The organism is Pseudomonas sp. NCIMB 10586, from assembly GCF_023127895.1.
GTDB lineage: Bacteria > Pseudomonadota > Gammaproteobacteria > Pseudomonadales > Pseudomonadaceae > Aquipseudomonas > Aquipseudomonas synxantha_A.
Map to the genome: position 1 here is coordinate 582,709 of NZ_SPKQ01000050.1, position 13,536 is coordinate 596,244.

Sequence of the window (13,536 nt, forward strand, 5' to 3'; positions counted from 1 at the left end):
ATAAAAACAGATGTTCGTGGAGCCTCGCCGATGAAATCCTGTGAAGTCAATTTTGACGGTCTAGTGGGGCCGACCCATAACTACGGCGGTTTGTCTTTCGGCAACGTCGCATCCCAAAGCAACAGCCAGCAACATTCCAACCCCAAGGAAGCGGCGTTGCAGGGCCTGCAGAAAATGAAAGCCCTGATGGACATGGGCTTTGTGCAAGGTGTGTTGGCGCCCCAGGAACGCCCGGATGTGGCTGCTTTGCGCAACCTGGGTTTCAGCGGAACCGACGCCCAGGTAATTCAGCAAGCGGCCAAGCAGGCCATGCCGTTGCTGGTAGCGAGCTGCTCGGCTTCCAGCATGTGGGTAGCCAACGCGGCCACTGTCAGCCCAAGCGCCGACACCGCAGACGGCCGCGTACATTTCACCGCCGCCAACCTCAATTGCAAATACCACCGCAGCATCGAGCACCCCACTACCAGCCGCGTGCTGGGCGCGATGTTCGCCGATGCAAAGCACTTTGCCCACCACGCCGCCTTGCCGGCGGTGGCGCAGTTCGGTGATGAGGGCGCGGCCAACCACACGCGCTTTTGCCGTGAGTACGGTGAGGCGGGTGTTGAGTTCTTCGTGTTTGGCCGCAGTGCCTTCGACAGCCGTTATCCGGCCCCGCAGAAGTACCCGGCGCGCCAGACCCTTGAAGCGTCCCAGGCAGTCGCGCGCCTGCACGGCTTGAAGGATGACGGCGTGGTCTACGCCCAGCAGAACCCGGCGGTGATCGATGCCGGCGTGTTCCACAACGATGTAATCGCGGTGGGCAACGGCGAGATGCTGTTCTACCACGAGGACGCATTCCTCAACACCGAACAGATGCTCGCCGAGCTGCAAGCCAAGTTGGGCAAGCTGGGCGGCAACTTCCAATCCGTCTGCGTACCCCGTGCCCAGGTCAGTGTCGAGGACGCGGTGCGTTCCTACCTGTTCAACAGCCAGTTGCTGACCCGCCCTGACGGTTCGATGCTGCTGATTGTGCCGGAAGAGTGCCGCAGCAATGAGCGTGTGTGGCACTACCTGCAGGGCCTGACCAGCTCCGGTGGGCTGATCCGCGAAGTCAACGTTTTCGACCTCAAGCAAAGTATGCAGAACGGCGGCGGCCCGGCGTGCCTGCGTTTGCGCGTCGCCTTGAACGAAACCGAACTGGCGGCGGTGAATCCAGGCGTTATCATGACCGCGCCACTGTACGAAACCCTGACCCAATGGGTTGGCAAGCACTACCGCGACAGCCTGCGCGAAACCGACCTGGCTGACCCGCAGTTGCTGCTTGAGTGCCGGACGGCACTGGATGAACTGACGCAAATCCTTAAACTGGGCTCGGTTTATCCTTTCCAGATCAATTAACGCCATACGGCTGAGATATTTTATTTATGACCGACACCCTGAAGCTGATCCTTGAAGACACCGACGGCACCCAGCTGGAAACGTCCTGCACCCGCGTTGCCGTGGTCTGGCAGGGCAAGGAGATCTGGATCCAGCACGACGGCCGTGGCCAACTGCTGATTGGTGTGGACGTCGAAGAGGGCGACGCCGAGTACGCCAACCTGCTGATGCGTCCCTTGGCGACCAACCTGATGAGCCTGCAACTGGAAATGGAACCGGCCGACGTTGAGGGTGATGACGACGATCACGTCCATGGTCCTGGCTGCAACCACTAAGGAAGCTGCTTATGCTCGCCCTCGGCAAACTGCTTGAACTGACCCTCGCCGGTCGCGAACCGGCGCAAAAAATTCAACTGACTGTCGACGGCGTGCAGATGCGCTGGCTCAGCGAGGGCGCGCTCGAAGTGCGCCCCCCTGAGGCTCGGGACAATGGCGGCGACCTGCTGCTGTCGTCCGGCATCCATGGCAACGAAACCGCGCCGATCGAACTGCTCGACCGCCTGTTGCATGGCATCGCCCGTGGGGAAATCAAACCCCGCTCCCGTATTCTGTTCCTGTTCGGCAACCCCGAGGCCATGCGCCGCGGCGAGCGTTATCTCGAACTGGACATCAACCGGCTGTTCAACGGCCGGCATGAAAGCAACATCGGCCCCGAGGCCATGCGCGCTGCCGAACTCGAGCAACTGGCGCGCAGTTTTTTCAGCCAGCCCGGTCGATCACGCCTGCACTACGACCTGCACACCGCGATTCGTGGTTCTAAGATCGAGCAGTTTGCCCTCTACCCTTGGAAGGAGGGGCGTCAGCATTCGCGCCGTGAACTGGCGCGCCTGAACGCCGGCGGTATGCAAGCGGTATTGCTGCAGAACAAAACCTCGATCACTTTCACTGCGTTTACCTACGAACAGTTGGAAGCCGAAGCCTTCACCCTGGAACTGGGCAAGGCCCGGCCGTTCGGGCAGAACCAGAGCGTGGACGTGTCCCGGCTGGAGGCACGCCTCAAGCACATCATTGAAGGTGATGAGCCGCCGACAGAAAGCCTGGACGGCCTGCAACTGTTTGCCGTCTCTCGCGAGGTCATCAAGCACAGCGACGCCTTCCTGATGCACCTGCCGGCGGATGTGGAAAACTTTTCGCAATTGGAAAAGGGTTATCTGCTGGCCGAAGACGTGGCCAAGACGCGCTGGGTGATCGAGGAGGAGGGTGCCCGCATCATCTTCCCCAACCCGAAGGTGAAGAATGGTTTGCGCGCAGGGATTCTTATCGTGCCTGCCACGGATGCTGGGTTGGCTTAAATCTTAAGTCCAACTGGATCCAAATGTGGGAGGGGCGGTGCGACGTTTCGACTTGCCCCCGATAGCCGTATACCAGTCAGCCCATCTGCAGCTGACTCACCGCCATCGGGGGCAAGCCCCCTCCCACATGTTGTTTTGCAGTGTTGCTTAGACCGCTACAGCACGCGGCTCACTACGGCGGATCGCCCGCACCTTGTGCAGGGTATCGGCGCAGGTACGCGCAGCTTCCTGACCCTTGTGCACGAAGTGCTCATAGAAGAACGTAGTGTGCTCGCTGCCGGCGTGGAAGTGGTGCGGCGTCAGGGACACCGAGAACACCGGCACTTCAGTTTCCAGTTGAACCTGCATCAAACCGCTGACTACCGATTGGGCCACGAATTCGTGCCGGTAGATGCCACCATCCACCACCAGCGCGGCGGCGACGATGCCGGCATAGCGACCGGTCTTGGCCAGCAACTTGGCGTGCAGGGGCAATTCAAAGGCACCGCCGACTTCAAAGAAGTCGATGTCCGATTCCTGATAGCCCTGGGCGATCATTTCGGCAAGAAAGCCTTTGCGCGATTGGTCGACGATATCCTTGTGCCAGCAGGCCTGGATAAACGCGACGCGCTCGCCGTGATGGTTTTTGCTTTTGCTGTCGATTGCGGTGGGTTGCATGTTCTGACTCCTGTTTAAGAAAAAAACAGGGCGTTATGAATCGAATGGGATTTAAGGGTATGCACAACGGCGTCATGCAAGCATGAGGTCAGTGCGCGGCCCTTAGGTGCCAATCCCGTTCTCTCTTCATCCGGACTATGACCGTCGGCCCCGGGATCACACCGGGTCTGCTGACCTTGTCGTCGTCCTGCCGGAGCAGTTCGAGGCGCCAAGCGCTCGCGGGCTATGCACATTGCGTGCAATTACCGCCGGTGGGGAATTGCACCCCGCCCTGAGAACGTTGCCGCCAGAACCCTGGCGGCGGAGAGTTTTTAACACGGTTTTTCAAAAACTGCACGGTTGCTGTATCGATAAGCTATATCGGTTTGTTTGGTTGGTATTCGATTGAATGCAGTGGGGGCTTGATATTGCGTGGCTTTGCCCGCAGTAATCACACACAAAAGGATTTATCCATTCCGTTAGAGGCCCCCTTCATGACCGTGATTGACCTGCGCAGCGACACCGTGACCCAACCCACCCCCGGTATGCTCGACGCGATGGCCGGCGCCGTCAGCGGTGATGACGTCTATGGCGAAGACCCCAGCGTCAACAAGCTGGAGGCGGAACTGGCCAAGCGTCTGGGCTTCGCCGCCGCGCTGTTCGTGCCCACTGGCACCATGAGCAATTTGCTGGCATTGATGGCCCACTGTGAGCGCGGCGAGGAATATATCGTCGGCCAGCAGGCCCATACCTACAAATACGAAGGCGGCGGGGCGGCCGTGCTGGGTTCGATCCAGCCGCAGCCGCTGGAAGTGCAAGCGGACGGTTCCCTGGACCTTGACCACGTGCTGGCGGCGATCAAGCCTGACGATTTCCACTTTGCCCGCACGCGCTTGCTGGCGCTGGAAAACACCATGCAAGGCAAGGTCCTGCCGATGGAGTACCTGGCCAAGGCGCGTGCGTTTACCCGTGAGCATGGCCTGGCCTTGCACCTGGACGGGGCGCGGATCTACAACGCAGCGATCAAGCTGGGGGTGGATGCGCGTGACATCGCCAAGCATTTCGATTCGGTGTCGGTGTGCCTGTCCAAGGGCCTTGGCGCACCGGTCGGCTCGGTGCTGTGCGGTTCCACGGCGTTGATCGCCAAGGCCCGGCGCCTGCGCAAGATGGTCGGTGGCGGAATGCGTCAGGCAGGTTCGTTGGCGGCAGCGGGGCTGTATGCCCTGGATCATCAGGTACAGCGCCTGGCCGAGGACCACGCCAACGCGCAGTGGCTGGGTGATGAGCTGCGCAAGGTCGGTTACACGGTGGAGCCGGTGCAGACCAACATGGTCTATGTGCAAATTGGCGAGCAGGCGCAGGCGTTGAAAGCCTTTGCCGCAGAGCGCGGGATCAAGTTGAGTGCCGCGCCGCGCCTGCGTATGGTCACCCATCTGGATGTCAGCCGGGCACAGATCGAGCAAGTCGTGCAGACATTCGTCGCATTTTCGCAGAAATGACAGTGCAGACCGTCTAATTGACTGTTTCTATCACATAAACACGCTGTACCACCGGCGAAGGGCCGATATAATGCGGCCCTTTGCCGTCGCTCCGTCTGATGATGTTGCGCACTGGCCTTTGGCCGCAGCCTCCGTGGAAGAACCTAATGAAAAGCGCAGAAATCCGTGAAGCCTTCCTTCGCTTCTTCGAAGAGCAAGGTCACACCCGTGTAGCCTCCAGCTCCTTGATCCCAGGCAATGACCCCACCCTGCTGTTCACTAACGCGGGGATGAACCAGTTCAAGGACTGTTTCCTGGGCCAGGAAAAGCGCGCCTATACTCGCGCCACCAGCAGCCAGAAGTGCGTACGCGCCGGCGGCAAGAACAGCGACCTGGAAAACGTCGGTTACACCGCGCGTCACCACACGTTCTTCGAAATGCTGGGTAACTTCAGTTTCGGCGACTATTTCAAGAAGGATGCGATTACCTTCGCCTGGACCTTCCTGACCGGCGTGCTGAAACTGCCCAAGGAAAAACTCTGGGTTACCGTCTACGCGACGGACGACGAAGCCTATGACATCTGGACCCAGCAAATCGGTGTACCTGCCGAGCGCATGATTCGCATCGGCGACAACAAGGGTGCGCCTTACGCTTCCGATAACTTCTGGACCATGGGCGATACCGGCCCGTGCGGCCCTTGCACCGAGATCTTCTACGATCACGGTGCGGACATCTGGGGTGGCCCACCCGGCTCGCCGGATGAAGACGGTGACCGTTACATCGAAATCTGGAACAACGTGTTCATGCAGTTCAATCGCACCGCCGATGGCGTGTTGCATCCGCTGCCGGCGCCGTCGGTGGACACCGGCATGGGCCTGGAGCGGATCAGTGCGGTCATGCAGCACGTTCATTCCAACTATGAAATCGACCTGTTCACCAACCTGCTGAGCGCTTCGGCTGCGGCCATTGGTTGCACCAATGAAGGCCAGTCGTCGCTCAAAGTGGTATCGGACCACATCCGTTCCTGTGGCTTCCTGATTGCCGATGGTGTGTTGCCGTCCAATGAAGGGCGTGGCTACGTGCTGCGTCGCATCATCCGTCGCGCCTGCCGTCACGGTAACAAGCTGGGTGCCACCGGCAGCTTCTTCTACAAAATCGTGGCTGCACTGGTTGCCGAGATGGGCGATGCCTTCCCGGAACTCAAGCAGCAGCAGAGCAATATCGAGCGCGTACTCAAGGCCGAGGAGGAGCAGTTCTCCAAGACACTGGAGCACGGTCTGAAGATTCTCGAGCAGGACCTGGCTGAGCTCAAAGGCTCTGTGGTACCGGGCGACGTGGTGTTCAAGCTTTACGACACCTACGGTTTCCCGATGGACCTGACCGCCGATATCGCCCGTGAACGCGAGCTGACCATCGATGAAGCCGGGTTTGAGCGTGAGATGGAAGCCCAGCGTGTGCGTGCGCGTTCCGCCAGCTCCTTTGGCCTGGACTACAACACCCTGGTCAAGGTTGACGTGCCCACCGAGTTCATCGGCTACAAGGCTACCGCCGGCTCGGCCAAGATCGTTGCCATCTATAAAGACGGCAAGTCGGTCGATGTATTGAGCGAAGGCGAAGAAGCCGTGGTGGTGCTGGACCAGACCCCATTCTACGCCGAGTCAGGTGGCCAGATTGGTGATTGTGGTTTCCTCAGCTCGACGTCCGGCCGTTTCGAGGTGCGCGACACCACCAAGACCGGCGGTGCTTTCCTGCATCACGGTGTGTTGGTACTGGGCAGCCTGACTGTCGGCGCGCCAGTGGATACCCAGGTCGATGCTGACGTAAGGCATGCAACTGCGTTGAACCACTCGGCCACTCACTTGCTCCACGCTGCCTTGCGTCAAGTGCTGGGCGAGCATGTTCAGCAAAAGGGCTCGCTGGTCGACAGCCAGCGCCTGCGGTTTGACTTCAGCCACTTTGAAGCAATCAAGCCTGAGCAGATCAAGGCGCTGGAAGATATTGTCAATGCCGAGGTGCGCAAGAACACGCCGGTAGAAACTGAAGAAACTGACATCGAAACCGCCAAGGCCAAGGGCGCCATGGCGTTGTTTGGCGAGAAGTACGGCGACGAAGTTCGCGTGCTGAGCATGGGTGGTAGCTTCTCGGTCGAGCTGTGTGGTGGTATCCACGCTAACCGTACCGGCGATATCGGCCTGCTGAAAATCATCAGCGAAGGTGGTGTGGCGTCCGGTGTGCGTCGTATCGAGGCGGTGACCGGTGCTGCGGCCCTGGCTTACCTCAATGCCGCCGAAGAACAACTCAAGGAAGCGGCCAGCCTGGTCAAGGGCAGCCGTGACAATCTGATCGACAAACTGTCTGCCGTGCTGGAGCGCAACCGTGCGCTGGAGAAACAGCTGGAGCAGTTGCAGGCCAAGGCGGCCAGCGCTGCGGGCGATGATCTGTCGGCCTCGGCGGTTGACGTCAAGGATGTGAAAGTTCTGGCGGCGCGCCTGGACGGTCAGGACGGCAAGGCGTTGTTGGCCTTGGTTGATCAGTTGAAGAACAAGCTCGGCCGCGCAGTGATCCTGCTCGGCAGTGTCCATGAGGATAAGGTCGTTCTGGTTGCCGGTGTAACCAAAGACCTGACTGGCCAACTCAAGGCCGGTGATTTGATGAAGCAAGCCGCTGCGGCAGTGGGCGGCAAGGGCGGTGGTCGTCCGGACATGGCACAAGGCGGTGGTGTAGATGCCGGTGCCCTGGATGCGGCCCTGGCCTTGACCGTGCCGTTTGTCGAGGCAGGTATTTAAGGCACTGTTAATCGGCCCGTGGTCTAGTCACGGGCTTGTTCAGTGCGGGTGGATTGGATATTAGGCGCCCCTTTACGGGCTGAGGCGGCTTGGAAATGGCTTTGATCGTACAGAAATTTGGAGGCACCTCGGTCGGCTCTGTAGAAAGAATCGAGCAGGTCGCCGACAAGGTTAAGAAATTCCGCGATGCCGGCGATGACCTGGTAGTGGTGCTGTCAGCCATGAGCGGCGAGACCAATCGCCTGATCGACCTGGCCAAGGCTATCAGTGGGGATCAACAGCCGTTGCCACGTGAGCTGGATGTGATTGTGTCCACGGGCGAGCAGGTAACCATTGCGCTGTTGGCCATGGCTCTGAACAAGCGTGGCGTGCCGGCGGTGTCCTACACGGGCAGCCAGGTGCGCATTCTCACCGACAGCGCGCACACCAAGGCGCGTATCCTGCAGATTGATGATCAGAAAATTCGTACTGATCTGAAGGCTGGGCGCGTGGTAGTTGTAGCGGGTTTCCAAGGTGTGGACGAGCAAGGCAACATCACCACCCTCGGGCGTGGCGGTTCTGACACCACGGGTGTGGCACTGGCGGCAGCGCTCAAGGCTGACGAATGCCAGATCTATACCGACGTGGATGGCGTCTACACCACTGACCCGCGCGTCGTGCCAGTGGCCCAGCGCCTGGACAAGATCACCTTTGAAGAAATGCTGGAAATGGCCAGCCTTGGTTCCAAGGTGCTGCAGATTCGCGCGGTGGAGTTCGCCGGCAAGTACAACGTTCCGCTGCGCGTATTGCACAGCTTCAAGGAGGGTCCGGGCACCCTCATTACTATTGATGAAGAGGAATCCATGGAACAGCCGATCATTTCCGGCATCGCTTTCAACCGCGATGAAGCCAAGCTGACGATCCGTGGCGTGCCAGACACCCCGGGCGTGGCTTTCAAGATTCTGGGTCCTGTCAGCGATGCGAATGTTGAAGTCGACATGATCGTGCAGAACGTTTCGCACGATAACACCACCGATTTCACCTTCACCGTGCACCGCAACGAATACGATGCGGCATTGAAAATCCTGCAGAACACAGCGAGCGAGATTGGCGCCCGTGAAGTGGTCGGCGATACCAAGATTGCCAAGGTATCGATCGTAGGGGTGGGCATGCGTTCCCATGCCGGCGTTGCCAGCCGTATGTTCGGGGCCCTCGCCAAGGAGGGTATCAACATCCAGATGATTTCCACTTCGGAAATCAAAGTCTCGGTAGTGCTCGAAGAGAAGTACCTGGAACTGGCTGTACGCGCGCTGCATACCGCTTTTGAGCTTGACGCTCCGGCCCGACAGGGCGAGTGATGTGTTGCCAGGAAGGCGCGGTTTACCGCGCCTTTCATTTTTTGTGGGGCGCATGTTCTTTTGCGTGGGCTCGACAATACTTAGGTGTGTAGGGCTACGGCTTTTGGGTTGTAGGTCGAATGCCTTTTTTTTGCAGACTGTTGTTCCTGAACTGAAATGCGTGAGGAGAAAGGCATGCTGATTCTGACTCGTCGTTGCGCAGAAAGCCTGATTATCGGTGATGGCGAAATCACCGTGACCGTGCTCGGCGTCAAAGGCAATCAAGTGCGTATTGGGGTTAACGCTCCAAAAGAGGTGGCGGTTCACCGCGAGGAAATCTACCTGCGGATCAAGAAAGAGAAGGACGAAGAACCAAGCCTTTAATTTTTATCGTTTTTTATGTTTGCAAACGGGGATGAACGTGGTTAATATACGCCCCGTGTTGCGGAGAGCTGGCCGAGTGGCCGAAGGCGCTCCCCTGCTAAGGGAGTACACCTCAAAAGGGTGTCGGGGGTTCGAATCCCCCGTTCTCCGCCATTATTTGCTTAGTACGTTGCAATCTGGTTTTTTCGGTAAGTTGTTGAAAATACTCGAAAAAATAGCTTTACATAGAGATTGAACGGCCTATAATGCGCGGCAACAAATGCACTCGTAGCTCAGCTGGATAGAGTACTCGGCTACGAACCGAGCGGTCACAGGTTCGAATCCTGTCGAGTGCACCATTTAAGAGTTAGTTGCAGCGATGCAGGTAGCTCGGCTTCAACCAGTTGTGATCTGGTCTAAAAACACAATCTGCACTCGTAGCTCAGCTGGATAGAGTACTCGGCTACGAACCGAGCGGTCACAGGTTCGAATCCTGTCGAGTGCACCATACAAACAAAAAGCCCGCCTAGTGCGGGCTTTTTGCCGTCTGGGGTTTATGTAGGTTTTATCCTGGTGTGGGTCTTTTTATCTTTCCCATGTGTTTTCCCTCTCCTGCGTGTCGTCGCATTTCTATAGGTGCAGCCAATACTGAACATTGGCTCGCAAGCGCTTGTTCTTTCCAGTTTTTTAACGTTTAAAACGGCCGGGCGGTGTATCATGCGCCCGTCAGCCCCGTCGGGGCTTGTGGAATACCTCCATGGACTTACCCAGTAGTGACTCAGTACCCCGTTTTACCAATCATGAATTGACTGATTGATCCTTCCGGCGTGCCCCGCTGCTGGGAGTGGAGTTCGCCTATGACCGAAGTAGAAGTAAAGAAAACACAAGAAAGCCTGCAGGATCGTCTGGCTCAAGTCATCGAGCTGCTGCAGCGCCAGCGCGTGGTCGAAGACCTCACGCACCGCCAGGAAGGTCCGAACCACGACCGCGTTGAAAACCTGGTTCACCGGCAAAACCTCGTCGAGTTACAACGCAAGCTCGATGACCTGCACTCCGCCGACGTTGCCTACATCCTCGAAGCTTTGCCGCTGGATGATCGACTGACTCTTTGGCAGTTGGTCAAGGCCGATCGCGACGGTGACATCCTCCTGGAGGTGTCTGACTCGGTCCGTGAAACGCTGATCGCCGACATGGATGATCATGAGCTCCTGGCCGCCGCCAAGGAGATGGATGCGGACGAACTGGCCGACCTGGCACCTGAGCTGCCCCGGGATGTTGTTCATGAGTTGATGGAGGCGCTCGATACGCAGCAGCGTGAGCGCGTGCGATCGGCGCTGTCCTATGACGAGGACCAGGTCGGTGCGCTGATGGATTTCGAGATGGTCACCATCCGCGAAGACGTCAGTCTGGAAGTGGTACTGCGTTACTTGCGTCGCCTCAAAGAGCTGCCGGGCCATACCGACAAGCTGTTCGTGGTCGACTACGAGGGAATTCTCAAAGGCGTGTTGCCGATCAAGCGCCTGCTGGTAAATGATCCAGAGAAGAAAGTAGCTGACCTGATGGCCAGCGATACCGTCAGCTTCCATCCTGACGAAGATGCCTACGACGCGGCCCAGGCCTTTGAGCGTTACGACTTGATCTCGGCTCCGGTGGTCGACAAGAACGGCAAGTTGATCGGTCGTCTGACCATCGATGAAATCGTTGACTTGATCCGTGAAGAGAGTGAAACCGAAGTCCTCAACATGGCGGGTTTGCGTGAAGAGGAAGACATTTTTGCGTCAGTCTGGCGTTCTCTGCATAACCGCTGGGCCTGACTGGCGGTTAACCTGATCACGGCATTTATCGCGTCTCGTGTCATCGGGTTGTTTGAAGGTTCAATCGAAAAGCTGGTGGCATTGGCAGCGTTGATGCCGATTGTGGCGGGTATCGGCGGTAACTCCGGTAACCAGACCATCACCATGATCGTGCGGGCCATGGCGCTGGATCAGGTGAGTACGGCCAACTCTTCACGCCTACTGCGCAAGGAGCTGGCTGTGGGCCTTATCAACGGCCTGGTGTGGGGTGGAGTGATTGGTGTGGTGGCCTATCTCCTTTATGGCAGTTGGTCCTTGGGTGTGGTGATGACGGCCGCCATGACCCTCAACCTGCTGCTGGCTGCCTTGATGGGGGTATTGATCCCTATGACGCTCGCGCGCCTTGGTCGCGATCCCGCCATGGGAGCCAGCGTGATGATTACTGCCATGACTGACAGTGGTGGCTTCTTCATCTTCCTGGGCCTGGCAACGATCTTCCTGCTCTGATCCTTTCTGCGGGGGCATGTCTGCCCCCGCTTTGCTCCCCATCTCCAAAATTCAGGCAAAAAAAAGCCAGCACATGGCTGGCTTCGGCTTTCAGTGTCAATCAATTGGCTTCTGCGGCCGCCTCAACATCGTGAGCGATAAGCGAGACGAGGGCGTTTTGCTGGCGGTGGGAGAGCTGACGAAAACGCTGCAGCAGTTCGCGTTCGTGCAGTGACAGCTCCGGGCTATCCAGGCGCATGCTCAACTCTTCACCCAAGGCACCTTCCTGAATAAGGCTTTGTTCCAGGCGTGCGATGATTTCAGAGTTCATGCTGCGGTGATGATTGCGAGCCACCTCGGCAATGCGTTCCCGCATTCCGTCTGGCAGACGTACGACGAATTTGTCAGCCGTACGGCTGGAATAAATTGCCTGTTTCAATGGGCGCATATATTTAACCGGTTAGTTCAGGGGAGCGGTTTCTGGAATTGGCCGCAAGATGAGTGTTAAGACAAGGCTCACGACCAAAGTTCAACCCGAATTGCAAAGAGGCCGCATCATGCCTCAGATTTGCCATTTCATTGGCGTCAATTCTGTGACAAATATTGAACCGCCTAAAGGCTTTGTGCCAGTACTGAATTGCATTTTTGCGGACTGGTTTGAAAACTTTGGCGCTGATGCAGTGCTAGTCCATCAACGCGCAGGGCTACGGCGCATCTGGGTTGAAGGGCGCAGCGCAATATGGCCTTTTGCCCTCAGTCTTAAGCCTAGTGGCAGTTTGCCGATTTGCTAGGGTGATTCGACATAAGGTAGGGGGGGAGGGGGTTAGCGCAGCAATGGATCGAACTTGATTCGGCGACCGGCGATGAGGGCCAACATCAGTAGGCTACCAAACACGGCGCTGACGATGAAGGCGGTGGCTTGAACTCCAGGGGAGTCAGTAGCGAGGGCCAGAAAGCCTGCCATGAGGGTCAAGCATAGAAAAAGCCAGGCAGGTTTGGACATTGATAGTTATCTCAGAAAACCCAGTGCTCGGATGTAGGTGCTGCTTGTGTTTCTCGGGTCAGGAGAACGGGTGACTGCTCGGTAGCAGTGACTACCGCCAGCTGGGGGCGTTGTTGCAGATGATGGGGAACTGCTTGGCTGGCCAGTGCGGCATCTTGAGTATTGACTGGCTGGAAATGAAATATCACCAGTGCGGCCAGGGCTACGGCATTGAGAGCTAATAGTAGGATGCTATTCATGGTCATGTTCTCCGCGGTGCTTGGTTCGCTTGGTTTATGCAAAGAACATTGCAGATGCCGTGCCAAACTATTTTCCCTTTAAAATCAATTAGTTGATTTGCCTATGTGGGGGGTTCGGGTTGCAGTTTGCAATGATGGCATTTTGAGGTAGTGCAATTTGCACGATCACTGCAAGTCCCCGTGTTTACTGGGTGAAGCTATAAAGATATGTGCAAGGATTGCCCTACAAGCAAAATGCCTAAGGACGACATGACAAAAACTACCTCGACCGTTAATATGCACGCCGTCTGTCGCTGGTCTCATCCGCGACGCGCTTGTCATTTGTCCCAGTAGCTCAATTGGATAGAGCATCCCCCTCCTAAGGGGAAGGTTGGCCGTTCGAACCGGCCCTGGGACACCATCTTTATAGACTGAACGCCTGCCATGGCGTTTAGTGCTATCTACAAGACATCCGCTTTTCTCTCTGCTGCATTTCCTTCGATCTGAATCCTGCTATCTGTTGATAGCCTGGCATTTGTTGCAGGTTGTTTTTTGCGTCAGGAGTATCCAGTGCGGGCAATGCGCTGGCTCCCTTCTCTATATATAGAGATTCACAGAGGCTCCAGGCCTGGTGCACGGCAGGTCAAATGGGAGTTTTGAGTTTTTTGATTTAATGGGGTTGACGCACATGCAAATCCCTGTAGAATTCGCCTCCCGCTTCGGAGAGATCTTAAGCGCAAGTGGTTGAAG

Annotated in this window: 11 protein-coding genes, 4 tRNA genes, 1 pseudogene and 1 riboswitch; of the genes and pseudogenes, 12 read left to right on the forward strand and 4 right to left on the reverse strand. The window is 57.4% G+C overall.

What is annotated here, in order from left to right; translation table 11 throughout:
- Positions 1 to 30: 30 nt before the first annotated feature.
- Genes astB through astE form a run of 3 tightly spaced genes read left to right on the forward strand, consistent with a single transcriptional unit; the run spans position 31 to position 2,707 of the window.
- A complete protein-coding gene (astB, locus tag E4P01_RS26220) occupies positions 31 to 1,377 on the forward strand; it encodes an N-succinylarginine dihydrolase (protein WP_148853737.1) in 1,347 nt (448 codons plus the stop codon).
- Between the two features lie 26 nt (positions 1,378 to 1,403).
- Complete coding sequence (locus E4P01_RS26225) at positions 1,404 to 1,691, forward strand: hypothetical protein (protein ID WP_003175651.1); 288 nt, start codon at positions 1,404 to 1,406, stop codon at positions 1,689 to 1,691.
- Between the two features lie 11 nt (positions 1,692 to 1,702).
- Positions 1,703 to 2,707, forward strand: a complete 1,005-nt coding sequence (gene astE / locus E4P01_RS26230; protein ID WP_216091992.1) for a succinylglutamate desuccinylase — start codon at positions 1,703 to 1,705, stop codon at positions 2,705 to 2,707.
- Positions 2,708 to 2,854: 147 nt separating this feature from the next.
- On the opposite strand, the gene E4P01_RS26235 is transcribed toward astE, so the two are convergent.
- The gene (locus E4P01_RS26235) at positions 2,855 to 3,364 is read right to left on the reverse strand and encodes a 6,7-dimethyl-8-ribityllumazine synthase (RefSeq protein WP_032879834.1); all 510 of its coding nucleotides are present in this window, start codon (positions 3,362 to 3,364) and stop codon (positions 2,855 to 2,857) included.
- Between the two features lie 113 nt (positions 3,365 to 3,477).
- Positions 3,478 to 3,647, reverse strand: a riboswitch (FMN riboswitch).
- 190 nt (positions 3,648 to 3,837) lie between these two features.
- Here E4P01_RS26235 and ltaE point away from each other — a divergent pair.
- From ltaE to mgtE, 8 genes and pseudogenes are all read left to right on the forward strand, one after another.
- Positions 3,838 to 4,842 carry a low-specificity L-threonine aldolase gene (ltaE, locus tag E4P01_RS26240; RefSeq protein WP_078822111.1) on the forward strand — a complete coding sequence of 335 codons (1,005 nt, stop codon included), beginning with the start codon at positions 3,838 to 3,840 and terminating at the stop codon, positions 4,840 to 4,842.
- Positions 4,843 to 4,988: 146 nt separating this feature from the next.
- Positions 4,989 to 7,607: an alanine--tRNA ligase gene (gene alaS, locus E4P01_RS26245; RefSeq protein WP_032879836.1), complete on the forward strand. Its 2,619-nt coding sequence runs from the start codon at positions 4,989 to 4,991 to the stop codon at positions 7,605 to 7,607.
- A gap of 95 nt (positions 7,608 to 7,702) precedes the next feature.
- Positions 7,703 to 8,944 carry an aspartate kinase gene (locus E4P01_RS26250; RefSeq protein WP_005790609.1) on the forward strand — a complete coding sequence of 414 codons (1,242 nt, stop codon included), beginning with the start codon at positions 7,703 to 7,705 and terminating at the stop codon, positions 8,942 to 8,944.
- Between the two features lie 174 nt (positions 8,945 to 9,118).
- The gene (csrA, locus tag E4P01_RS26255) at positions 9,119 to 9,307 is read left to right on the forward strand and encodes a carbon storage regulator CsrA (RefSeq protein ID WP_003175645.1); all 189 of its coding nucleotides are present in this window, start codon (positions 9,119 to 9,121) and stop codon (positions 9,305 to 9,307) included.
- 62 nt (positions 9,308 to 9,369) lie between these two features.
- A tRNA-Ser gene (locus tag E4P01_RS26260) sits at positions 9,370 to 9,460 on the forward strand.
- Between the two features lie 108 nt (positions 9,461 to 9,568).
- Positions 9,569 to 9,645: transfer RNA gene (locus tag E4P01_RS26265), tRNA-Arg, on the forward strand.
- A 72-nt stretch (positions 9,646 to 9,717) separates the two neighbouring features.
- Positions 9,718 to 9,794 (forward strand) — tRNA-Arg (locus tag E4P01_RS26270).
- A 349-nt stretch (positions 9,795 to 10,143) separates the two neighbouring features.
- A pseudogene (mgtE, locus tag E4P01_RS26275) lies at positions 10,144 to 11,586 on the forward strand (magnesium transporter).
- Between the two features lie 100 nt (positions 11,587 to 11,686).
- On the opposite strand, the gene E4P01_RS26280 reads toward mgtE, so the two are convergent.
- From E4P01_RS26280 to E4P01_RS26290, 3 genes are all read right to left on the reverse strand, one after another.
- A complete protein-coding gene (locus E4P01_RS26280) occupies positions 11,687 to 12,013 on the reverse strand; it encodes an Arc family DNA-binding protein (RefSeq protein ID WP_003193592.1) in 327 nt (108 codons plus the stop codon).
- A 375-nt stretch (positions 12,014 to 12,388) separates the two neighbouring features.
- Positions 12,389 to 12,568, reverse strand: a complete 180-nt coding sequence (locus E4P01_RS26285) for a PA3371 family protein (protein ID WP_103734786.1) — start codon at positions 12,566 to 12,568, stop codon at positions 12,389 to 12,391.
- Between the two features lie 11 nt (positions 12,569 to 12,579).
- Entirely contained in the window at positions 12,580 to 12,807 is a 228-nt protein-coding gene (locus tag E4P01_RS26290; protein ID WP_216091991.1) for a hypothetical protein, read from the reverse strand.
- Between the two features lie 323 nt (positions 12,808 to 13,130).
- Here E4P01_RS26290 and E4P01_RS26295 point away from each other — a divergent pair.
- Positions 13,131 to 13,207: transfer RNA gene (locus tag E4P01_RS26295), tRNA-Arg, on the forward strand.
- The last annotated feature ends 329 nt before the right edge of the window (positions 13,208 to 13,536 follow it).